Genomic DNA, 23,140 nt, shown 5'->3' with positions numbered 1-23,140 from the left:
CCTTGCGGTTAGACTTTATTTAAAACTTAAAATATTCTTTTGCATTATTGTATGAAATATCAGCAACTAATTTTCCAATCCATTCCATATCGTTTGGAAGTTCTCCACGTTTAATTTCGTCCCCCAAAAGATTACATAAAATACGTCTGAAATATTCGTGTCTTGGGAACGATAAGAAACTTCTAGAATCTGTAAGCATTCCAACAAAACAGCTAATTAAACCCATGTTTGAAAGCGCATTCAATTGTTTTGTCATTCCATCTTTCTGATCTAAGAACCACCATCCAGAACCAAATTGTACTTTTCCGCGAACGCTTCCGTCGTTGAAGTTTCCAATCATTGTTGCCATAACTTCGTTATCAGCAGGATTCAAGTTGTAAATAATCGTTTTAGTCAATTTATCTTTACTGTCTAAAGCATTTAAGAAAGCCGATAATTTTTGTGCTTGAGGATAATCTCCAATAGAATCCCATCCTGTATCTGGACCTAAGATTCTATGCATACGAGCATTGTTGTTACGCAATGCGCCTAAGTGAAACTGCTGTACCCATCCAAACTCATGATAGGTTTCTGACAAGAAAACTAAAATGGCACTATGGAATTTTAAAACTTCTTCTGGAGACAATTCACCGTTTTCTCTTTTCTTTTTGAAAATTGCATTTACTTCACTTTCTGTAAAGTTCTCAAAATCAATTTGATTTAATCCGTGATCGCTTAATTTACATCCGTTTGCATTAAAGAATTCGATTCTTTTTCTTAAAGCAGACTGTAAATCAGCGTACGTGTTAATTGCAATACCGGACACATCCCCTAATGTGTCCAGATATGCATTATAACCATCATTAGCAATTAAGATGGCTTTATCAGGTCTGAAAGCCGTACTCATCTTGATTCCAGTCGAATTGTTTGCGAATTTTTGGTGAAATTCCAAACTGTCAATTGGATCTTCTGTCGTACAAACCAATTCAGCGTTTACTTTTTTAAGAAGGTTTTGTGTGCTGTACGCCTGAGAATTTATTTTCTCAGAAGTTTCGATATAAATTTTCTCAGCCGACTTTTCATTCAATAAATCATATATATCAAAATAACGAGCCAGTTCTAAATGTGTCCAGTGGTACAACGGATTACGCATAGTGTACGGAACAGTTTTTCCCCAGTTTAAGAATTTATCTTTATCTGAACCATTTCCTGTTACAAACTGCTCGTTGATTCCCAAAGTACGCATTGCACGCCACTTGTAGTGATCACCATTAATCCAAACTTGAGTAATATTTTCAAAGATTTTATCTTCGGCAATAAATTGTGGATTTAAGTGATTGTGATAGTCAATAATCGGCTGATTTTTAGAGTAATTATGATACAACTCTTCAGCATATTTATTTTCTAATAAAAAATTATCGTGTATGAATTTCTGGCTCATGTCTTTTAAAATATAATTTGAGAATTATTCTTCGTTTGAAGGTTTTCCGATTGTAGCTAAGATTCCTCCATCAACATATAAAATGTGACCGTTTACGAAATCACTTGCTTTGGATGACAAAAATATTGCTGCTCCAGCTAAATCGCTCGGATCTCCCCATTTTGCGGCTGGAGTTCTGCTAATGATAAAATCATTAAAAGGATGCCCGTCAACTCTAATTGGTTTGGTTTGTTCTGTAGCAAAATATCCAGGACCGATTCCGTTAATCTGAACATTGTATTTTGCCCATTCTGTTGCCATATTTTTAGTCAGCATTTTCAAACCACCTTTTGCAGCAGCATAAGCAGAAACAGTATTTCTTCCTAATTCGCTCATCATTGAGCAAATGTTGATGATTTTTCCTTGACGTCTTTCAATCATTCCTTTTGCAACATGTTTAGAAACAATAAACGGACTTACAAGATCAATATCCACTACTTCTCTAAAATCTGATACTTCCATATCAAGCAACGGAATTCTTTTAATAATTCCAGCATTGTTGATTAAGATATCAATTGGTCCAACTTCGCTTTCGATTTTTGCAACAGCTTCTTTAACTTCTTGCTCTTCGGTTACATTAAATTTGTAACCAACTGCATGAATACCTTCGCTTTTTAATTCTGCTACTGCATGATCAATTTTTTCTTGAGAAGAATTTCCGTTTACCACAATTGTAGCACCCGCCTGACCTAATCCTTTTGCCATTGCCATTCCCAGTCCGTGTGTACTTCCTGTGATAAGGGCAACTTTTCCTTTTATATCAAATAAATTTGTCATCTTATCTTAAATCAGTGATTTTACAAACATCCATATCTCCGTAATCTAAGTTTTCGCCAGCCATTCCCCAGATAAAAGTATAATTGCTAGTTCCTGCCCCCGAGTGAATAGACCAAGGCGGAGAAATTACTGCCTGATGATTGTTCATCCAGATATGTCTTGTTTCTTGTGGTTGTCCCATAAAGTGGCAAACTGCTTGATCTTGTGGAATATCCAAATAGAAATAGACTTCCATTCTACGATCGTGAACGTGAGCTGGCATGGTATTCCAAACACTTCCTGGTTTCAATTCTGTCATTCCCATTTGCAATTGGCAAGTTGTTACCACGCTACCAATAATCATTTGGTTTACGGTACGGTGATTTGCCGTTTCCATCGTTCCCAACTGTAATTTATTAGCTTCAGCTAAACTTACTTTCTTAGTTGGATAAGTCGTGTGCGCAGGCGCAGAGTTTAAATAGAATTTAGCAGGATTATTTTTGTCATCACTTTTAAAAACCACTTCTTTATTTCCAGCTCCAATGTATAGAGCATCTTTAAAACCTAACTCATAAGTTGTTCCTTCTACTACAACCGAACCGCTTCCTCCTACATTAATAATTCCAAGTTCTCTTCTTTCTAAAAAGTAAGGTGCTTTTAACGGATCGATTGTTTCAAGCGGTAAATCTCCTTTTACAGGAACTGCAGAACCTGCAATGTATCTGTCGTAGTGTGAATAAACCAAAACCACTTCATCTTCCTGCATTAAGTCATCAATTAAGAATTCTTCTCTCAATTGCTGTGTGTCATATTTTTTTACAGCTTCTGGGCTTGACGCGTATCTTGAACTATATTTTGTCATAATTTAAATAAATGTAATCGATTGCACAAAATTAATTTTTTAAATGGAATAACCATAATTGAAATGAAAAAAATATTTCAATTATGTATATTTTTCTTTATAAATCGGTTATTGGGCTGTATTTAGGAACCAAAGTTTTCATTACAATCCAGCCTGTTAAATAACAAACTGCGCAAATTGAGAAAATGATAAAATATCCAGCCTCAATTCCTTTGAATCCCATAAAAACCATATTCGTATCTTTCGCATAATCAAATAATACTCCAGATCCTTTGTTGATTAATGTCGAACCAACTCCACCTGCTAAACCTCCAATTCCTGTAATGGTTGCAATTGCTTTTTTAGGAAACATATCTCCAACTGTTGTAAAAATATTTGCCGACCAAGATTGGTGTGCTGCTCCCGCAATTCCGATGATAATTACTGGAACCCAGTAACTAATATATCCTAATGGCTGTGCGATCAAGGCTAATAATGGAAAAAACGCAAAAATCAACATCGCTCTCATTCTTCCCTCATACGGATTCATTCCTTTTTTCTCAACGAAATACGTTGGCAGCCATCCTCCAATGATAGATAATAATGTAATCATATACAGTACAAACAATGGCAATGCCGCTTCTGTAGAATCCATTCCGTAAACCGAACTTAAATATGCTGGTGTCCAGAATAAGAAAAACCACCAAACACCGTCTGTCATGAACTTACCAAATGCAAAAGCCCAAGTTTGTTTGTATTTAAAACAATCTGCCAAAGACACTTTACCTCCAGCTTCTGGTTTAAAACCGATTTTACTGTCTTCAATATCATCTTGCTGAATATAAGCCAATTCTTCTAGAGTAACTTTTGAATGTTTTTCTGGCTTGTCGTACATAAACATCCAGAATCCCATCCAAACAAAACCTAAAGCTCCAATAATAATAAATGACATTTCCCAGCCGAAGTATTTTGCAATAAAAGGAATGGTAACTGGAGCCGCCAAAGCCCCAACCGTAGCACCTGCATTAAAAATACTGGTTGCAAAAGCTCTGTCTTTTTTAGGAAAATATTCTGCAGTTGTTTTAATTGCTGCTGGGAAGTTTCCTGCTTCTCCAACCGCTAAAACGAAACGGGCAAAAATAAATAAAGCCACACTCACATTGATTACCAAAGCAGTATCGCTTATTGTACTGATTATTTCTTTTGAACCATGAAAACTCACAAACCATTCTCCTGCAATAATTCCTGAAGTGGCGATTCCGCAGAAGGCATGAAGACAAGCTCCTACAGACCAAATTCCGATTGCCCAAAGAAATCCTTTTTTAGTATCTAACCAATCTACAAATCTCCCTGCAAATAATAATGAAACCGCATAGAAGATAGAAAATAAAGCGGTGATATTTCCATAGTCATTATTTGTCCAGTGAAATTCTGGCGCGATAAAATCACTCCAAGTTAAGGAAAGTACTTGTCGGTCTAGGTAATTAATTGTAGTTGCAAAAAACAACAATGCACAAATACTCCAACGGTATTTTCCAGTTGTTTTGACACTCTGATTTACTGCAACGGTTTCGGTTTGATTCATAGTAAGTGGGTATTATAGTTTTGTGTTTTTTGGCAATCTTATAAGACTATATTTACTGCTTTCTAAAAATAGTACAATCAATAAATTAATACCTTAAAAGACAAATAATGTAATCGATTGCACAAATATAGTTTTTAATCTGTACAATCCAAATAATATTATGCAAAAAAATAATTTAGCCTGTTAAAATAAACATATTATATAAAAAAAGGAATACAAAATTACACATTAAACAATATATTTGTTAAAAGCTAATAGGCGAAATTTATCCTTTTGATGGGGTAAAATTGTCCCAGAACTAAGCTTTTCATAAATCGATTTTGTTTATTTTTAACTTCTTCTACTTATAATTTGCATTTTCAAAGACAAAACATAAATATTTACAAACCAAATAATTATAAATCAAATTGAAAACTACTAAAACACAATTTTCAAGAGGAATTACGTTGAGTTTTCTTCTTTTTTCAGGACTATTTTCTATGAATGCACAAGACCAAGTAATTCCGTTATGGGATAAAATTCCAGATGAAATAAAAACAGCCAATTACAAGGAAAAACCTGAGTTAAAAGATGGAAAAATGCAAAGTACAAGTCAAGTCTCTGTTCCTACTTTAAGCATTTTTATTCCGAAAGAAGTAAAACCAAATCAAACTGCTGTTGTAATTTGCCCAGGAGGCGGTTACACCCATTTAGCATTTGAAAAAGAAGGAACAAAAGTGGCAGAATGGTTTAACAGCTTAGGAATCGCAGCTTTTGTATTGAAATACCGAATGCCAACCAATTTAACCATGAAAAACAAAAACGTCGGGCCATTGCAAGATGCACAAGAAGCCATTCGTTATGTCAGACAAAATGCTTCGAAATGGAATATTGATCCTAAAAAAATTGGAATTTTAGGTTTTTCTGCAGGCGGTCATTTAGCATCAACAGCTTCAACACATTATGATGATAAAGTTTATGACTCGGCATATAAAGTAAGCGCACGTCCTGATTTTTCGCTACTTATTTATCCTGTAATTTCAATGGAAAACGAAATCACGCATAAAGGTTCTCAAACCAATTTACTTGGAAATAATCCTTCAAAAGAGTTAATAGATTCTTATTCAAACGAAAAGAAAGTAACTTCTAAAACACCTCCAACATTCTTAATTCATGCGACAGATGATACTGTGGTTGTACCAGAAAACAGTATTAATTACTATTTAGCATTAAAGAAAAACGGAGTTACAGCAGAGTTACATATATATGAAAAAGGTGGCCACGGATTTGGATTAGGTGTTGCTGACACGAGCAAATTCTGGACAAGAGATTGTGCCGAATGGCTAAAAGCAAACGGCTATAATTAAAAAAAGAAAGGCAAAACTTTTACAAGTTTTGCCTTTTATCAAAAAAAAAACAAAAAGGAATTAAAAAACCAATTTTAATATGATTAGGCAGTAACTTCTTGTTCTGCTGTATTTTTCAATTTAGGAACAGGAATTGCTTTAATCGCTACTTTTGGTTTTGGAGCTGGTTTCTTTTTTCCAAATTTCTGTTTTCCCCACCAGATAATAAATCCAGTAATGGGTAAACTGGCAGAAATTAAGCTCGCCAAAAACGCAATAATTTTCCCTGTAAGTCCAAGAACACTTCCTACGTGAATATCGTAATTCATACGTCTGATTTTGTCTGGAATATTAGCTTCAATATATTTTCCAGAAAAAGGTGTTTTAATCGAAATTTCCTTCAAAGTCTGCTGATCAAAACTATATCGATCCATATTATAAAAAGTATGTCTTTGTTTGTAAACAAAAGCACCTATTGGATCTGCAGGTTTAGCGGGAATACTAATCATGATTCCAGCAGCCTGAGGATTCTCTTTTCTTAAATTCAGCAAAACTTTGTCTGCTGTTGTAATATTAAACGCTGTCACATGAGTTGTATCTGATTTTGGAGATTCACGGTTTTCAACCAATGGTTTTCCTCCAGAAGTAACCCAATACAAAGATTTGCTCCACCATCCAAAACTCCAAACTAAACCTGTTACGGCAATAAAAAACAAGAAAATGCAGCTGTAAAAACCAAACACATTGTGCATGTCATAATTGACGCGTTTAAAGCTGGCATCCCATTTAATCTTAAAACTTTTATCAATAATGGATTTAATCCATTTTGTAGGCCACCATAAAACGATGCCTGAAATCAATAAAACAACAAAAATTAAAACTGCAACTCCCACGATTGGTCTTCCAATATCATAAGGAAGCCATAATGCGCGGTGTCCGTTTAGGATCCATCTGAAAAAATCTGGCGATTCTCCTCTTGAAAAGGTTTTTACGTTTAATATATCTCCAGTATACGGATTCATATAAACGCTTATAAAAGTTCCCTGTCTTCTTCCGCCTTTACGTTTTTCATCTTTTCCTTTTTTACCTTTTTCTCCAGGTTTCCCTTGAATTTTTGCTTCAGATTTTGCTTTTTCGCCTTCACTTTTAGCGAAATCTTTTTTTCTTTCTCCTCTTTTATGCTCTCCTTTTTCACCACGGCCTCCTCTTTCACCCTCTTCTTTTTTCTCCACAAAATAACCAACAATAGCTGCTTCATCTCTTGCGCCAAAAGTCACACTAGTTGCTTTTTTATCTTTCATTTTTTTATCTGCAATCGAAACCAATTGAGACGGCAATAAAAATGCTTTTTCCTGAGGTTCTACAAACCGCCAGTCTTCAATAAAATCTTTTATTTCATTTTCAAAAACATAAATACAGCCTGTAAGACTTACAATTACTACAATGATTCCAGATGCCAAACCAAGCCACAAATGCAGCCAGGCCATAATGCGCTTAAAAAGCGACTTTTTACTTTTTTTCTTGTTATTTGGTTTTGAAGAAGAAAACATAATTGGATAGATAAATAGGATAAATAAAAAAACCGCAAGTCCTCATCAAATAAGGACTTACGGCAAAAAAATATTAGTATTTTAATTTTTGAATTGCAGTAATTTGTCCGCCTTCAACTTTCATACCTTTTGTTGCAACAGCAGTTGTACCGTTGATTGAGTAAATCCAGTTTCCGTCAGGAGTATTTATCCCTACAATTGCAGAACTTCCATCTTCTGAAGTAATATTGTAACGGCTCGTTACAGAAGTTAAAGTTTCAGGCGCATTTGTCACCCAAGTAAATGTTTGGTTGTAAACATCGGCAATTGCCATTTTTACAGCACCATTGTTTTTACCCACATTTCCGTACATTAACAATAAGAATTTCCCTTTTGAAATATAAGTTGTAGATGAAATTTTGTAACCTCCAGATTTTTCTTGAACATTAAAGAAATAAGATTTATCAAATTCTGTAGTTCCTTTTTTAATTTTTACAATTGCAGAAGGTTTTGTAGAAGTCATTACAGCATTGCTAGTAGCAATTGCACCAGAGAATCCGTAAGCGTCTCCATTTTCGTCTTGGAATAATCCGTTTGTGAAATAAGCTCCTAAATAACTTGTACGATTATCTTTAATTACTTTTTCTAATTTCAATTCTGGATAATTGTAAACCGCAACCCAAGTACTATCTGGATTTGCAGTACCAAAATTGTCTACTCCGTCTCCTTTGATACTCATATAAGGCATATACACTTTATCTCCAACTTGAGTTGCCCAAGTATAGAAAGCTCTTTCTCCGTTTCCAGCCAATTTCTTAGTATCTTGCTGAGCTTCACCTGTAATAAGCGATTTTTCAGCATCAATTTTGTACATAGAAGCAATAGAAGCACCACTTCTTGGAACTTTAATAGTTAAGATATCTTTGTTTACGGCAGCAAATACGTGTACCGTTTCTGCTTGAAAGTCAGATTTCTTAACCAATTTCCCTTCAGCATTTAAGTTGTAAGTGGTTACCGCTCCAGGATTTCCTTGTCCGTAAAGTAAACTAAAGAAATTATTTTGTGCTGTAATGTAGTAACGATACGTTCCATCTTGCTCTAATCCGTTTCCTGTAGTTGTGATTGTTCCAGTAGAGACATCGTCTGCAGTTAGCAAATAATCTGCAATTCCCGCTGCACCAGTTGTTGCAGTAATAATATATTTAGTTTTTCCTGTATCAGTTCCGCCGCCAGTTTCTCCTCCTGATTTATCAGAATCACTGCTGCAAGAAAAAGCTGTAAAAGCTATAACAGCTGATAATAACGCTAGTGTTGTACTTTTTTTCATTGTATTATGGTGTTTGTATTAAAATTTAATTATTTGATTTACTGAAGTAATATCTCAACTTGATATAGAAAGCGCGACTTGGTTTTTGCAGCGAAAAATTGTCGTAAAGCTTATTGTCTAATAGATTTTTGCATTCTAAAGCAATATTGTATTTTCCGTTTGCCATTGTATAAACCGCATTTAAATCATGGCTAAACTGTTGCGGAATTTCTAATTTGCTATCCTTGCTTCCCATACTTGGCCATGACAAATAATAAGTATGAACATACAGCAGATTATAGCCTACAGACAGATTGTTTCCTTTTTTCCAAACATTATTAAAGAACATCGTAGCATCTGCATTTCCGAATAGATAAGGCATGTTTGGAATTCTGTCATTATAAAAAGGAGATACATAATTTTGATTCGGTTCGTACATTGTTTTGTTTCTAATATTCTGGTAAGTTGTGTTGATACCAGCCGTAAAACGATTGCTGTACGAATATCTAATTTCGCCATCGATACCATAATTGGTCACTTTCCCTTGATTGACATTGGTAGTCATGGTTTGATTGTTATTTAATGTCGGACGAATAAAATCTACTGCATTTCTATGCAAAAGATTTACATCAAAAGACAAAGCATTTTTTTCACGGAAACTAGTTTGATAACTCGCTCCTAAATTGTAGTTGTTGCTAGATTCTGGTTTTAAAGCAAGGTTTCCTTCTAAGTTATCATTGACATTACCAAAGATTTCCTCTGGAGTTGGCAGTCTGTATGTCTTTTCATAAGAAGCTTTTATCTGTAAATTATGCCTCAAATAATAACTCGTAGCAGCACCGTAACCCGTTGTCGAAGTATGATCTACATATTTCTGATAAGCAATATCTCCTGTAGCTCCCGAAGGATTATAACTTCTTGAATAAGTAGTTTTTAATGAATAATCTTTTAAGAATAGAGACGTGCTCCATTTTTCATTGTAATCTAATTTATACCCCAATCCTAAAACATTCTTTTGCGTTTTTTTAGGCTGTTTATAAACCAAAGATTCTGGAACCAATTCGTCACTTTCTTTACGGTCGAACGTGTTAAACGTATTATTGACCATAAATGAATGTCTATCGTTTAGCGTATAAGTTGCATTCGCTGTAGCAATCCCATTATTGTTATAAAATTTACGCAACGTTCGGCTTCTTTCCCCTCCTGCGCCATCATATTGTTTGTAATCGCCAAACCAATTGTATCTTCTAAAAACGGTATCAATATTCTGCTCGTAACCAAAATTGTAATTACCTGTAATATTCACATTCAGCCCTTTAGTAAATAAATCTTTTACCTGATATTTTAAAGTTGGCATTACAATGCTTCCTTTTCTGTAAATCTGTCCAAACACGCTAACCATTCTGGCACCTGTCTGTATGTCGGCTTTGTTTTCTCCGCCAGTAAAACCGATCATTAATTTGTCAGCATATTTTTTTCCAGTGATACCCACATTTAAGATCACCGTTTCGTTGCGGTATTTATCATGAAAACGTCTTACTCTCTGATTCGGGAAATAAGCACCCGTATTTAAATCGGCAACATCAACATTTACCCAGTAATTATTATCAGAATAGTTTTGAAAAGCATTAATTTCAGTCGTAAAACCACTATTTGCCGTATAACCAGCGTTTATGCTTGAACGATGCGTATTAAAAGATCCGAAGGAATATGATGCATCTACAAAAGTTCTTGGTTTGCTATTCGTTACAATATTTATTGCGCCTCCCAAAGCATCTCCTCCAAGCCAGATTGGCACAACACCTTTATAAACTTCTACACGATCGGCAAGATTAATTGGGATATTATTCATTTGGAAAGAAGAACCAAAATTATCCATTGGAACTCCGTCAATAAAAACCTTAATCTGATTTCCAGAAAATCCGTTGATAGAAAGTTCTGATCTTGAACCTACACCGCCCGCTTCACGGTTACGCACACCAGAAACGCGGTCTAAAGCATGTGATAAATCGAGAGTTGAATTGTGCAGTTTTTTAGCATCGATAGCCGTTACGCTATAAGCTTGTTTGTTTACTTTATCAGTTTGCGATCTTCCAAGAACTGTTACACTTTCTAATTCCTGCAATTCGCTTTCCATTTTAATTGAAACTTCTAAATTGTCCGAAACTTCAATTTGTTTTTTCTGAACTGCAAATCCCAATGCAGAAATTTTTAAAGTATGTTTTCCAGATGGTACATTTTTTAAAATATAATTTCCGTTTTCATCCGAAACAACACTTAGACCTGTTTTTTCGACAACAACAGTTGCAAACGGAATTGTTTCTCCAGAATTTTCAACAACCTTTCCAGAAACTGAAAACCCTTCATTTTGCTGGGAAAATGATAAGAACGTTGTTAGAAAAAATAAACTGGCAAATAAAAATTTTTGAGTTGACATATCTTTAATTAGACTAATTATAAATAACTTTGTTGCAAAAGTACCATCAACATCTTTAAAAAAGATAGGGAAAAACGGATTATTATTTTGTAAAAACGGATTAAATTTTGAAAATCAACGCCACACTTTTAACATCAGAAACGCCTATAATTAGAATTCAAATTGGAAATAAATATTATCCGAAAAGTATTTTAACCGAAGAGAATGTCGACATTCAAAATGGAGATTCTGAAAAAATTATAAGCCATCATCTTATTACTGAAGGACTGGTTCTTCTTGATACTCAGATGTATTATTCAACTCCAAAAACTATCATCTTTGAAATTGATGAAGAATCGGTTGTGATGAATTTTATCTACAGCAGTAATGTCGAAACCCATATTGATCAATTGGAAAGCGAAAAATATTCTAAAAAAAACACGCATAATATTTTCTATACTAATAATTTTAAAGCAACATTTAAAATTCCGCCTTTTACAGAGATCAACTATTTGTCGATTATTCTTTCTAAAGAATTCTATTATAACATCATCAATGAAGACTGGCAACTTCATGAAAAATTTTCGAAAAAAATCCTCGAAAAACAATCTAGTTATTTAACTTCAAAATACCTTCCTTTTACACCTGCAATTCAATGGGTAACGTCTGAAATTAAAAACTGCACTCGAGAAGGCGTTTTAAAAAGAATTTATATCGAAAGCAAAATTAAAGAACTTCTTATTCATCAGCTTGAGACATTAATTATCAAACCTTTAGAAACAGATAAAATCAATCAAGAAGATTATGATAAACTTTTAGAAGCAAAAAAAATATTAGAAAACGATTATAGAAACACACCTACTCTACCAGAACTTTCGAGAATTATTTCGCTAAATGAATTCAAACTAAAAAAAGGTTTTAAAGCTTGTTTTGGTACCACTGTCAAAAGTTATATCATAAAACTAAGAATGGAACATGCCAAAGAATTGTTTCAAAATAAAACCACTACAGTAAGCGAAGCAGCATATAAATGCGGTTACAAAGACGTTTCGCATTTTTCTGCGGCATTTAAAAGCTATTACAGGTTCTCGCCTCAAAAGTTTAAAATCAATACTGATAACATTCAGTTCTGGCTAATTGGCTTTTCATTATTGTGGTAAAAAAAGGGTTTTAAAATTATGTCCGTCGACTTAATCTTAAAACCCCTAAAAAAATTAGACATTAATGTATATTGCAAACTTATATACAAGTACCCACGATCAAATGAATATGTCAAAATTCAATGTAAAAACGTTTCTCCAAAAACAGTTTTCTATAGAAATTAAATGATACCCAAAAAGGTAAAGGCTATCATAGTTTTTAAATTTCTACAGGCCAAAATTAGAATTCACAATATAGATAACCTTACGGTTTTCCTCATTGTGTGAAAAAATTAACATTCTTAACCTTAATTTAAAACCTTAAATAGTTGTATCGCAAAACATTGCCAAAATTCTTTTTAACGTAAATTTGTGAAAGAAAATACTAGATTTAAAACGAAATACTTTCAAAAAAAGATGTTTCTTGTCCTAGATTAAGTCTCATTTTACAAAACCCTTCCTACATTTGCGAGTGATTTTAATCAGAGAATGAGAGAATCTGGACAATTAAAGAATAAATAAAGAGACAAGAAACTTAGTATCTTAGAACCCTCAGAACCTTAGAACCTTGAAAAATGAAACAGTTGCAATTTTTACTGCTCGGAAAAAATGAAGCCATTTTAGCTATTTTACTTCGTCTTGTTAATGCTGATGAAAACTGGAATGGAGTTGCTTTTAATAACGAAAAAGAAGCCCAAGAATACTTTCAAAACAATAAAATCGACATTGTTCTTTTAAGTTCTGCAATTGAAGATCATGTTGAAAAAGAATTTACTGCCTTCTGTTTAAAAACTCAGCCAGATGTTGAAGTCATTGAACATTTTGGTGGCGGAAGCGGATTATTAAAATCTGAAATCCTGCATCGATTACATTTGAAGGGAAAAATTTAACTAAATATTTTTTCTCTTATAAAAACCTACTTGCCAATTATAAGAAATTTATGCTACTTTTGAGAAGACAAATTTAAACCAATACCTCAAAAAGTAAGTTTCTTAAGATGAAAAAAAGCTTCATTCTATTATTCATTTGTTTTTCCTTTCAAATAGGAACTTCACAAAAAATCTATTTCGAAAAAAGCAATTACAAAGACAGTCTGACCCTCAGCAAAAGCATGCCGCTTCTTGCCAAAAAGGCATTGCCGCTTTATAAAAATCCAAGCCGGGCTTCCTACTTAGATTATTATGCCAGAATGCAATCTGTAGCTGGAGATTTTAAAGGAATGCATGAGACTTTTGTAACCTATTCGCAGGAAATTTTGGGAGACAGTATTGCCAATAAACCTTTAGGATTTATTTATAAAACTTATGCGAAGACGGCTTTAAAAGAACCTAAAACAAAATCTGATTTTGAAAAAGTCTTTACAACTGAGTTTTATAAATTATACAATACTTTTAATGCAGAGGGAAAAAGCTGGGCCGAAGGATATTATGAATTAAAACTATCCGACGTTAAAAATGATTTTGAAGAACAACTTAAAGCGGTTCAAGACAATGACAGCATTAGTGTAGAAAATGCCGCGCAATTATGCCGACAATATTCACGGTATTTTATTTTGAGCAAAACTCTTTCAATTGCTAACAAAATAATTGCAAAAATTGAAGCCGATACTTATGTAATAGATCGTGACATCATTATTACATTGCCAAACGGAAACACGATTTCTGCCACTATGGTCAGACTTAAAAATGTAACCGAACCTCAGCCCGTTGTAATGAAGTATACTATCTACGCAGGAAACGAAGTCAGCGACTGTAAGGAAATTGCAAATATGGGCTACGTAGGTTTTGTTGCCAATACGCGAGGCAAACATTTAAGCAATGACCCAATAGAACCTTACGAACACGATGGCGACGATGCATATCATATTCTGGACTGGGTTAGCAAACAGTCATGGTGCAATGGTAAAATCGGATTATACGGCGGCAGTTATTTGGGCTTTAGCCAATGGAGCGCCGTAAAAAAAGTGCATCCTGCTTTAAAAACAATTGTGCCTTTGGTTTCGGTAGGAGCTGGAATTGATTTTCCTATGCAAAATGGCATTTTTATGAGTTATACCTTAAAGTGGATTCATTTGGTTGCCAATACTAAATTAACGGATTTAAACAGCTTTTTAAATAGCAAAAAATGGGATGAAGTTTTTACGCAATATTATAAAACTGGAGCCAGTTTCCGTTCTTTAGACAAAATTGAAGGCAATTCTTCTCCTTTATTTCAAAGATGGCTGGAACATCCTGTTTACGATAGCTACTGGCAGAATATGACGCCTCAAAAAGAAGCTTTTGCCAATATTAATATTCCAATTTTAAGCACAACTGGTTATTACGATGATGATCAGTTGGGTGCGATGTACTATTATAATTAATATCAAAAATATAATAAAAGCGATAATTATTATCTCATAATCGGACCTTACGATCATGGCGGTTCACAAGGTGCTCCAAGAAAAGAATTAGGAGGTTATACTATTGATGAAGTAGCAAATATTCCAATTAATGCCATTATTTTTGAATGGTTTGATTATATTTTGAAAGGTGCAAAACGTCCTGAAATTTTAAAGGATAAAGTAAACTTTGAAATCATGGGCAGAAATGAATGGAAAAGCGTTTCTTCTTTAGACAAAATGCACAATGATAATCTAATCTTTTATTTGAGCAACAGCAATTCTAAATATTCACTGCAAAAAACAGCTCCTAAAAAAACAGCTATAATTAACCAAACAGTTGATTTTACAGATCGATCTGAAATTAATATTTATAATGATGATTATGTAAACGGTTTTCCTAAAGTGATAGATTCGACTTTTAAACCAGAAAAACATTTATTGGTTTTTGAAAGTGATCCTCTTGAAAATTCAACTATAATTAGTGGTTCATTGAAAGCATCGTTAAAAATAAGCACAAACAAAAAAGATATTGATGTCGAAATACAGCTTTACGAAAAAACAGCAAAAGGTCAATATTTTGCTTTAACTAACAATTTACAAAGAGCTAGTTTGGCAAAAGACAGAACAAAAAGGCAGTTATTGACTCCTAATAAAATAGAAACAATTGATATTGAGCAAACCTTTATAATTTCAAAAGAATTAGAAAAAGGAAGTTCAATTGTAATTGTGTTAGGAGCTAATAAAAACCCAAACTGGGAAGTTAATTATGGTACTGGTAAAAACGTTAGCGACGAAACCATTTCTGACGCTAAAGAGCCTCTAAAAATAAAATGGTATTCTGACAGCACCATTACACTTCCTATTCTAAAATTGTAAAAAGCATTTTTCATATATGGAAAAAACATATTCGGTTGTATTTTATTCTAGAGCGTTAGTTGAGCCCGTTAAAAAATTGAAAGACTTTTTAAAAAGCAAAATCAATTGGTATAACAGTTGCAATTCTGAAGCACATATTACAATTTGTGAGTTTACAATTGAGGAATCTGAGTTCGATTCTATCAGACAAAAGCTTTCTAAAGTTTCGGATACTTTTACGCCTTTCCCAGTATTATTAAATCATTTTGATTCTTTCCAAAATAGTGGTGCTTTTTTTATTGGTGTAACCGAAGATTCTGAAAATAATCTGGTGCCTATCATGAAAAAGATTCATGAAACCTTCAAGTTTTTAAAACTCAAAAAAAGTGATAATCCACACCTGTCAATTGGACGAAGATTAACGCCAGAAAATCTCAAAATTGCTTCTGAACTTTTCACCACAATTGATCTTGAATTTGAATGCAATGAAATTGTTTTAAGAGAGTTTGATCCCAAAGTAAAACAGTTTTTTGTTATTGATGCTTTTCCTTTCGGAAGTAATCCTGAGCCAGAGTTTGTTCAGGGAAGTTTGTTTTAACCGCAAAGAGCGCAAAGATTTAGGCAAGGTTCGCAAAGATTTTACACAAAGCTTTGCGAACTTTGCGTTTTTATAGACTGTCTAAATCAAAAAAACTTGCGCTCTTTGCGGTTAAACTCTCAATGCTTATTTTTTCGTATATTTGAATTTCGCAATTCATTACGATATGAAATCCCTAGATTCATTTTACAAAGAGATTACCGAAGGCTCGACAATTGATCCAACTTCATTGTTGCCAAACGACATTCAGAAAGAAATTGGGCATTTTAATATTTTCGATATTAAAGAACTTCTGGAGCGCATGAAAGGAAAACCTGGAATGCCTTATGATAGAAGAGCTTATTATAAAATAAGTTTGATTAGAGGTCATAACAAAGCAGAATACGCCGACAAAATAATCGAAATCGAAAAACAAGGATTGCTATTTGCAACACCAAAAATCCCGTACAATTATTTGCCTCAGGATACCAATCAAGGAGGACAATTTTGTGTGTTTACAAATGAGTTTTTATCGAAAAGCAAAAGTGGAATCGATCTAGATGAACTTCCAATTTTTGCTTCAGACGGTTATCCGATTTTTCAGCTTTCTGATGAAGAAGTTTCAGAAGTAGAATTGATTTTCAATAAAATACAAAAAGAAATTAATTCTGATTATATTTATAAATACGATTTAATTCGAAATTATGTTGCTGAATTAATTCACTTTGGACAAAAATTACAGCCTATTACCGCTTTATATTCTAAACATAATTCGGCAGCAAGGGTTTCTTCTTTATTTGCTGAATTATTAGAAAGACAATTCCCAATTGAATCCCCAAATCAAAGATTGGAATTGAGAACCGCAAAAGATTTTGCGGAGAGATTATCCGTGCATGTGAATCATTTAAATAAGGTTTTAAAGGAAAACACCGGAAAAACCACAACAGAATTAATTACAAACCGATTAACAAACGAAGCAAAAATACTTTTAAAACAGACCGATTGGAACATATCTGAAATCGCCTATTCTCTTGGTTTTGAAGAATTAGCGCATTTTTCTAATTTCTTTAAAAAACAGACTTCCTTTACGCCGATTGCTTTTAGGAGTTAAGTTGTTTTGTTTCAGGTTTCAGGTTTTGCCAGAACTTTGTCAAAGTTTCGAACTTTGACAAAGTTTAAAGCAACTCTTTGGAATTTTAAACTTAAAAAATTGGAATTTCACAGTTCTGATTTGAATTTCGCAAACATCGGTTTGATATTTACAACTCCCCAACTCTACTTCGCTCCTACCTTTGTCTAATCAAATTTAAAGAACGAAAAGATGAATTTATCAGACAACAAAATTTTAATAACTGGCGGTGCAAGCGGTATCGGACTTGGACTTGCCGAACGATTCATTCAAGAAAACAATACTGTGATTATTTGCGGACGAAGAGAATCGGTTTTAAATAACGCAAAAGCAAAATTTCCATCAATTATTACCAAAGTGTGCGATTTGTCTCTAGAAGAAGAACGCGCTGCACTTTATGAATGGATTAAGGAAAATCATCCTGATTTAAATGTTTTAGTAAATAATGCTGGAATTCAAAACTGGATGAACATAACCGATGCTGATTTTTATGCCAACATGAAAAATGAGCTTGCAACTAATATTGAAGCCCCTTTACATTTAACATCATTATTTATACAGTTACCTTCTCTTAAAACTGTAATGAATGTAACTTCGGGATTGGCATTTTCTCCTTTTGCAAAAGTTCCAGTTTATTCGGCCACAAAAGCGTTTTTCAGATCTTTTACAATTTCGCTTCGTCATTTATTAAAAGAGAAAAAGATTGAAGTGGTAGAAATTATTCCGCCAGCTTTAAACACCGATTTAGGCGGCATTGGTCTTCATGATGCACATCCAAGCGTAAGCAGTTTTATCGAATCAATTTTCCAACAATTAAAAGAAGGCAAACAAGAATTGACTTTCGGAACCAGCGAAACAAGATTAAACGCAAGCGCAGAAGAATTAAGAAATCATTTTAATGCAATGCATAAATAATTATGAATTATGAGCTATGAATTGACATCACAAATACAAGAAACATTTCATAACTCATAATTCAAAACTCATAACTCATAACTACAAAAATATGGCAGTAAATACAAAAATAGCTCTAGTTACGGGCGGTAGCAGAGGTTTAGGAAAAAATATGGCAATCGCGATTGCAAAAAAAGGACTGGATGTAATTATTACATACAACAGCAAAAAAGAAGAAGCTGACACCGTAGTTTCGGAAATTGAAAGTTTAGGGCAGAAAGCCGCTGCATTACAATTAAATGTTGCTGATTCTGGAACTTTCGATTCTTTCTTCGATCAAGTAAAAACAGTTTTGAAAGACACTTTTAAAACAGACAAATTTGATTTTTTAGTAAACAACGCAGGAATCGGAATTCACAATTCTTTCATTGGAACAACTGAAGCAGAATTTGACCAATTAACTAATATTCAATTCAAAGGACCATTTTTCTTAACTCAAAAAGGACTTAATGTAATGAACGATGGTGGCGGAATTGTAAATATTTCAACTGGTTTGGCAAGATTTTCTTTCCCTGGATATGCAGCATATGCTTCTATGAAAGGCGCAATGGAAACTTTGACAAAATATCAGGCAAAAGAATTGGGTGCAAGAAAAATTAGAGCTAATATAGTTGCACCAGGTGCAATTGAAACCGATTTTGGTGGCGGAGTTGTTCGTGACAACGAGCAAATGAATCAGCAGATTGCTTCTGTAACCGCTTTAGGAAGAGTCGGTCTTCCTGATGATATTGGCGGTGTTGTTGCCTTTTTATGTACAGAAGATGCTCGCTGGGTAAATGCACAACGAATTGAAGTTTCTGGTGGAATGATGCTTTAATTTAGTTGATGGTTGATGGTTTATAGTTGATGGTTAGCGGTACTTCATAACTCATAACTCATAACTCATAACTCATAACTCATAACTCATTATAAAAAAACAAAACCCGATAAGCATTAAAAACTCATCGGGTTTGTCATTTCAAATAATATTTGAATTAGTAAAGCTTTTTTAGTTCTTTTCGACTGAGACTTCAAAATCTCCTTCTGCGTCAAAAACTATATCGTAAAATTTGGCCTCTTTGGTTACGCCAACTTCGTAGGTTGTTTTTTTCTTATCGTCTACCACCATTGCAATTTCTTTAATGGCTTTTGCCTTGTAATTCTTTTTAAGATAAGACTGCGCTTTTATTGGAAGCTGTTTAAACGGAATCTGCAGCTCATACGCTTTCATGTTTCCGAGATTATCGTAAATCGCTACCGCTTTGGTTTTATCGTTTACATTGTATCGTGCTTCAAATCTAACTTCGTCTGCATCATCTCCAACATATTCTTCAGACCAGACTGGCACTTTTCCCGGATATTCTCTCTCAAAAGCAAATCGAACCTTTTCTGGAGGCGTGATTTCCTTTTTCATATTAGTTCCTTCTTGGGCTATTAAAAAACTACTGCACAAAAAAGTAAAAGACAAAAACACGTTTTTCATAGTTTCATTTTTTAAAATTAAACTTTAGCAACGTATTAAAATTAATACTTTTTCTCTTACGACAACATGAAGAAATTAACATTTTTTATTCGTTGAAAAAACTCCTTTGAAATCAAATATTCAATTATAATTCTAGTTTTTTTAATCGGTCGGTTAGCTCTCTTTTATACGTAATTCCAATTGGGATTCTTTCGTTTTTAATGACAACAAAATCTTTTTCGGTTGCATCAATTTTATCCAGCGCTACGATGTACGATTTATGAACTCGCATAAAACTCTTTTCTGGAAGACACTTTTCAAATTCTGTTGTCGTTATCGAAGCTAGATAAGTTCTTTTTGTTGTGTGAAGTTTTACATAATTGCCAAAACTCTGTGCGTATAAAAGCTGATCCAATTCAATATCCATCAGATAGCCATCTACTTTTACACTAACCGAATTTACCGTTTCTTCTGTTTTTTGCTTCACGCTTTCGGTCGCAAAAAATCGGTCAATTGCTTTTAGAAATCTTGGAAAATAAATGGGTTTTAGCAAATAATCAATTACGCCGTAATCATAACTTTCAAGCGCAAATTCAGAATACGCGGTAGTCAAAATAGTTTTAGGATGCGTTGGAAGAATTTTAAGCAATTCCATTCCTGAAATTTCAGGCATATTGATATCTAGAAACATCAAATCGACTGGATTTTCTCTAAGATAATTCATCGCTTCAATGCCATTGTATCCTTGAAAAACCAATTCTAACTGCGGATTCTGCTTGATATAATTGGCCAGAACATAATGCGCAGCGGGTTCATCGTCTACAATAATGCATTTCTTTGTTTCTCTCATCTTACAAACTTTTTAAGCTGTATTTCTAAATCTACAATGTAAGTCTGTTTATCGTCTTTAACGTCTAATTTATAGTCTTTTCCATAAATTAAATTCAGACGTTCAATGGTATTTTTTAAGCCGATTTTGGTAGAAATCACATCATTTTTCTTCGGAATTGAATTGGCAACATGAAGATGCAGCAATCCGTTTTGAACTGAAATCGTAATTTTCACAAAACATCTTTCGATAGCGCAAGTTCCGTGTTTGAAAGCATTTTCGATAAACGCAATTAAAAGCATTGGAGAGATTTTGTAGGCGTTTTCATTATCAACATCGCTTTCAAAAGTAATATCACATCGATAGCCAACACGCTCTTTTTCAAGCTGAACATAACTATTTATAAACTCTAGTTCATCTTCTAAAGATACGCATTGTTTGCTGTTGCTTTCCAATTGATAACGCATTAACTGTGAAACCTTCATAATCAAATCGGGCGTTCTATCTGGAAACTGAAGACTGATTCCGTAAAGCGTATTAAAAGTATTGAACAAAAAATGCGGATTTAATTGTCCTTTCAATGAATTCAATTGCATTTGATTGAACAATAAAGCCGCATCGGTTTGTTTTCTGTGAATACGATAAAACTTAAAGACAATAATTGGACTGAGAATGCAGACCAAAGTTCCTAAAACGCTCGCCAATTGGTACGCATAACTTCTCTGATGCGAGTTTTGGTACAAATGGCATTTGGCAAACATATCCATCCTTGTAATTTCATACAAAATGACCGAGAATACAAAAACTCCGAAAAGCGTCAGGATGATATAGGTAAAAGGTTTGTTTGCTTTGAATAAAATCGGAAGGATAAAAAAGCGATTAAATTGAGCATGCATATATAAAATGCAATAAAAAAATACACCCATTGCAATAGAAACGAAAGAGCTAAACAGCATCCAGTCATTTTTTAGGGTATAAATTGTAAATGAAAAAAGGACAACGGCAACCTCCTGCCACCATTTGTTATCCAATATGTTATCAATTCTTTTGTTCATTCTTAATTGTGAAATAGTTTACAAAGTACGAACAAATATCTAATTATTTTTTTCAAAAAATGACCAATTCAATTCGTCATTTACTAGTGCAGTACATCACTTAACCTGACTTTTATCAGTGTAAGAGAAATAAATTTGTTTCATCAAAAAATATTTCTATTCACACCTTGAGTTTATGTATTTCAAAAAAATTACCTTATTATTTTTATTGATTTTTGCCTCAGCCGGCTACGCTCAAACCCTGTCTTTAAAAGAAGCCATAAAGATAGGACTTGAAAACTACGGTTCTATTCGAGCAAAAAACAATTACACCAATGCATCAAAAGAGACTCTAAAACAATCTCGTCGTGATTATCTGCCAAATCTGAATTTATCGGCTCAGCAGGATTACGGAACTGTAAACGGACAAAACGGACCGCTTTATGGTTTTGGAGGTTTAGGAGTTGCTTCATCAGGACTTCCCTTGCCAGAGCAAAACTGGAACTCAGCATTTGGTGCACTTTATTTAGTCAACATGAACTGGGATTTTTTCACCTTCGGAAAAACACAGGAAAAAATCAATTTATCTAAAATTGATGTTCAGGCTAAAGAAAAAGATTTAGCGCAGGAAAAATTCCAGCAGGAAATCAAAATCTCAGCTGCTTATCTGAATTTATTGGCAAGCCAAAGATTACTGATTTCGCAAGAAAAAAACCTTTCACGTGCAGAAGTTTTTAAGAAAACAGCTGTTGCAAGAGTTAAAAATGGGTTATTGGCCGGAGTAGATTCTACATTGGCTACAGCCGAAGTTTCTAAAGCTAAAATCGCTTTAAACTTAGCCAGAAACTTTGTTAAGGAACAAAACAACAAATTAGTCGATTTAATGGGCGTTGCGCCGCAGGATTTCGTTACTGACACACTTTTTGTAACTCAGATTCCAAAAGAATTGGTGACTAAAGAAACTGCTACGGACAGTCTTCACCCTTTATTACAATTTTATAAAACTAAAATCGATTACAGCAACCAGCAGGTTAAATTGTATAAGAGATTCTATTATCCAACAATGAGCGCTTTTGGGGTTTTACAAACCAGAGCTTCAGGATTTGATAATTCGTACGCAACCAATCAAAATGCATTTACAAGAAATTATTGGGATGGCGTAAATCCAGATCGCACCAATTATTTGGTTGGAGTTGGAATTACATGGAATTTAACCACGCCTTTCAGATCAAGCAAACAAGTAAGCGCTCAGAAATTTGTATCACAAGCTTTGCAAGAAGAATACAATCAGGCTGATCGTGAATTGAAATCGCAGCTGACATTTGCAGAAGATAAAATCAAAATTACTTTGGAAAATTATGCCGAAGCGCCAATTCAGGTTGATGCAGCCCAAAGAGCTTACATTCAGAAATCGACATTATACAAAAATGGTTTAACCGATCTAACCGATTTAACGCAAACCATTTACACGCTGAATCGTGCTGAAATCGATCGAGATATTGTCAATAATAATGTGTGGCAGTCGTACTTATTAAAAGTCGCTGCAACAGGAAATTTTGACTTATTTATAAATGAATTTTAA

The 23,140-nt window shown here is 33.8% G+C and carries 18 protein-coding genes and 1 pseudogene; 9 read left to right on the top strand and 10 right to left on the bottom strand.

The annotated features are described in order from the left end of the window. Positions 1-19 precede the first annotated feature (19 nt). The 4 genes from uxaC to DMB71_RS14045 all read right to left on the bottom strand — a co-directional run bounded on the left by uxaC (position 20) and on the right by DMB71_RS14045 (position 4,641). Positions 20-1,420 (bottom strand): glucuronate isomerase, encoded by a 1,401-nt coding sequence (uxaC, locus tag DMB71_RS14060; protein WP_111367104.1) that lies wholly within the window; start codon positions 1,418-1,420, stop codon positions 20-22. A gap of 24 nt (positions 1,421-1,444) precedes the next feature. After that, positions 1,445-2,236 (bottom strand): gluconate 5-dehydrogenase, encoded by a 792-nt coding sequence (locus DMB71_RS14055; protein WP_111367102.1) that lies wholly within the window; start codon positions 2,234-2,236, stop codon positions 1,445-1,447. Between the two features lies 1 nt (position 2,237). Continuing rightward, on the bottom strand, positions 2,238-3,077 hold the full coding sequence (gene kduI / locus DMB71_RS14050; RefSeq protein ID WP_111367100.1) for a 5-dehydro-4-deoxy-D-glucuronate isomerase: 840 nt from the start codon (positions 3,075-3,077) through the stop codon (positions 2,238-2,240). A gap of 97 nt (positions 3,078-3,174) precedes the next feature. Beyond that, complete coding sequence (locus DMB71_RS14045; protein ID WP_111367097.1) at positions 3,175-4,641, bottom strand: MFS transporter; 1,467 nt, start codon at positions 4,639-4,641, stop codon at positions 3,175-3,177. A gap of 407 nt (positions 4,642-5,048) precedes the next feature. On the opposite strand from DMB71_RS14045, the gene DMB71_RS14040 reads away from it, so the two are divergent. Then, positions 5,049-5,987 carry an alpha/beta hydrolase gene (locus tag DMB71_RS14040; RefSeq protein WP_111367096.1) on the top strand — a complete coding sequence of 313 codons (939 nt, stop codon included), beginning with the start codon at positions 5,049-5,051 and terminating at the stop codon, positions 5,985-5,987. A gap of 83 nt (positions 5,988-6,070) precedes the next feature. Here the strand turns inward: DMB71_RS14040 and DMB71_RS14035 are convergent, their stop codons facing one another. The 3 genes from DMB71_RS14035 to DMB71_RS14025 form a co-directional block, all read right to left on the bottom strand. After that, on the bottom strand, positions 6,071-7,453 hold the full coding sequence (locus DMB71_RS14035; protein WP_111367416.1) for a PepSY-associated TM helix domain-containing protein: 1,383 nt from the start codon (positions 7,451-7,453) through the stop codon (positions 6,071-6,073). Between the two features lie 136 nt (positions 7,454-7,589). Beyond that, positions 7,590-8,822, bottom strand: coding sequence for a DUF4374 domain-containing protein (locus DMB71_RS14030; RefSeq protein ID WP_111367094.1), 1,233 nt, complete (start codon positions 8,820-8,822; stop codon positions 7,590-7,592). A 25-nt stretch (positions 8,823-8,847) separates the two neighbouring features. Next, on the bottom strand, positions 8,848-11,238 hold the full coding sequence (locus DMB71_RS14025) for a TonB-dependent receptor (RefSeq protein ID WP_111367092.1): 2,391 nt from the start codon (positions 11,236-11,238) through the stop codon (positions 8,848-8,850). 107 nt (positions 11,239-11,345) lie between these two features. Here DMB71_RS14025 and DMB71_RS14020 point away from each other — a divergent pair, with 107 nt between their 5' ends. From DMB71_RS14020 to DMB71_RS13985, 7 genes and pseudogenes are all read left to right on the top strand, one after another. Beyond that, positions 11,346-12,377, top strand: coding sequence for a helix-turn-helix domain-containing protein (locus DMB71_RS14020; RefSeq protein ID WP_111367089.1), 1,032 nt, complete (start codon positions 11,346-11,348; stop codon positions 12,375-12,377). A gap of 554 nt (positions 12,378-12,931) precedes the next feature. Next, a complete protein-coding gene (locus DMB71_RS14015) occupies positions 12,932-13,246 on the top strand; it encodes a hypothetical protein (RefSeq protein WP_111367088.1) in 315 nt (104 codons plus the stop codon). A gap of 107 nt (positions 13,247-13,353) precedes the next feature. Next, positions 13,354-15,615 (top strand): annotated as a pseudogene (locus tag DMB71_RS22185) (CocE/NonD family hydrolase). Positions 15,616-15,631: 16 nt separating this feature from the next. Further along, complete coding sequence (locus DMB71_RS14000; RefSeq protein ID WP_111367080.1) at positions 15,632-16,192, top strand: 2'-5' RNA ligase family protein; 561 nt, start codon at positions 15,632-15,634, stop codon at positions 16,190-16,192. Positions 16,193-16,358: 166 nt separating this feature from the next. Then, positions 16,359-17,282 (top strand): helix-turn-helix domain-containing protein, encoded by a 924-nt coding sequence (locus tag DMB71_RS13995; protein ID WP_111367078.1) that lies wholly within the window; start codon positions 16,359-16,361, stop codon positions 17,280-17,282. A 210-nt stretch (positions 17,283-17,492) separates the two neighbouring features. Further along, on the top strand, positions 17,493-18,215 hold the full coding sequence (locus tag DMB71_RS13990) for an SDR family oxidoreductase (RefSeq protein WP_111367076.1): 723 nt from the start codon (positions 17,493-17,495) through the stop codon (positions 18,213-18,215). Positions 18,216-18,306: 91 nt separating this feature from the next. Then, positions 18,307-19,071, top strand: coding sequence for an SDR family NAD(P)-dependent oxidoreductase (locus tag DMB71_RS13985; protein ID WP_111367073.1), 765 nt, complete (start codon positions 18,307-18,309; stop codon positions 19,069-19,071). A gap of 171 nt (positions 19,072-19,242) precedes the next feature. Here DMB71_RS13985 and DMB71_RS13980 read toward each other — a convergent pair whose 3' ends face one another. The 3 genes from DMB71_RS13980 to DMB71_RS13970 all read right to left on the bottom strand — a co-directional run bounded on the left by DMB71_RS13980 (position 19,243) and on the right by DMB71_RS13970 (position 21,579). Further along, positions 19,243-19,647: a hypothetical protein gene (locus DMB71_RS13980; protein WP_239452974.1), complete on the bottom strand. Its 405-nt coding sequence runs from the start codon at positions 19,645-19,647 to the stop codon at positions 19,243-19,245. Positions 19,648-19,840: 193 nt separating this feature from the next. Beyond that, entirely contained in the window at positions 19,841-20,545 is a 705-nt protein-coding gene (locus DMB71_RS13975; RefSeq protein ID WP_111367070.1) for a LytR/AlgR family response regulator transcription factor, read from the bottom strand. Continuing rightward, a complete protein-coding gene (locus DMB71_RS13970; protein ID WP_111367069.1) occupies positions 20,542-21,579 on the bottom strand; it encodes a sensor histidine kinase in 1,038 nt (345 codons plus the stop codon). The genes DMB71_RS13975 and DMB71_RS13970 overlap by 4 nt, the downstream gene beginning before the upstream one ends. A 175-nt stretch (positions 21,580-21,754) precedes the next feature. On the opposite strand from DMB71_RS13970, the gene DMB71_RS13965 reads away from it, so the two are divergent. Further along, positions 21,755-23,140 carry a TolC family protein gene (locus tag DMB71_RS13965; protein WP_111367068.1) on the top strand — a complete coding sequence of 462 codons (1,386 nt, stop codon included), beginning with the start codon at positions 21,755-21,757 and terminating at the stop codon, positions 23,138-23,140.

The sequence above is a fragment of the Flavobacterium tistrianum genome, assembly GCF_003254545.1.
Classification (GTDB): Bacteria; Bacteroidota; Bacteroidia; order Flavobacteriales; family Flavobacteriaceae; genus Flavobacterium; species Flavobacterium tistrianum.
This window is presented reverse-complemented; position numbering and strand designations above follow the sequence as displayed.

Bases quoted from the DNA above. Each gene is read 5' to 3' on its own strand.
- uxaC (WP_111367104.1), bottom strand. From the start codon at position 1,420: ATGAGCCAGAAATTCATACACGATAATTTTTTATTAGAAAATAAATAT.
- DMB71_RS14055 (WP_111367102.1), bottom strand. From the start codon at position 2,236: ATGACAAATTTATTTGATATAAAAGGAAAAGTTGCCCTTATCACAGGA.
- kduI (WP_111367100.1), bottom strand. From the start codon at position 3,077: ATGACAAAATATAGTTCAAGATACGCGTCAAGCCCAGAAGCTGTAAAA.
- DMB71_RS14045 (WP_111367097.1), bottom strand. From the start codon at position 4,641: ATGAATCAAACCGAAACCGTTGCAGTAAATCAGAGTGTCAAAACAACT.
- DMB71_RS14035 (WP_111367416.1), bottom strand. From the start codon at position 7,453: ATGGCCTGGCTGCATTTGTGGCTTGGTTTGGCATCTGGAATCATTGTA.
- DMB71_RS14030 (WP_111367094.1), bottom strand. From the start codon at position 8,822: ATGAAAAAAAGTACAACACTAGCGTTATTATCAGCTGTTATAGCTTTT.
- DMB71_RS14025 (WP_111367092.1), bottom strand. From the start codon at position 11,238: ATGTCAACTCAAAAATTTTTATTTGCCAGTTTATTTTTTCTAACAACG.
- DMB71_RS14015 (WP_111367088.1), top strand. From the start codon at position 12,932: ATGAAACAGTTGCAATTTTTACTGCTCGGAAAAAATGAAGCCATTTTA.
- DMB71_RS14000 (WP_111367080.1), top strand. From the start codon at position 15,632: ATGGAAAAAACATATTCGGTTGTATTTTATTCTAGAGCGTTAGTTGAG.
- DMB71_RS13995 (WP_111367078.1), top strand. From the start codon at position 16,359: ATGAAATCCCTAGATTCATTTTACAAAGAGATTACCGAAGGCTCGACA.
- DMB71_RS13990 (WP_111367076.1), top strand. From the start codon at position 17,493: ATGAATTTATCAGACAACAAAATTTTAATAACTGGCGGTGCAAGCGGT.
- DMB71_RS13985 (WP_111367073.1), top strand. From the start codon at position 18,307: ATGGCAGTAAATACAAAAATAGCTCTAGTTACGGGCGGTAGCAGAGGT.
- DMB71_RS13980 (WP_239452974.1), bottom strand. From the start codon at position 19,647: ATGAAAAAGGAAATCACGCCTCCAGAAAAGGTTCGATTTGCTTTTGAG.
- DMB71_RS13975 (WP_111367070.1), bottom strand. From the start codon at position 20,545: ATGAGAGAAACAAAGAAATGCATTATTGTAGACGATGAACCCGCTGCG.
- DMB71_RS13970 (WP_111367069.1), bottom strand. From the start codon at position 21,579: ATGAACAAAAGAATTGATAACATATTGGATAACAAATGGTGGCAGGAG.
- DMB71_RS13965 (WP_111367068.1), top strand. From the start codon at position 21,755: ATGTATTTCAAAAAAATTACCTTATTATTTTTATTGATTTTTGCCTCA.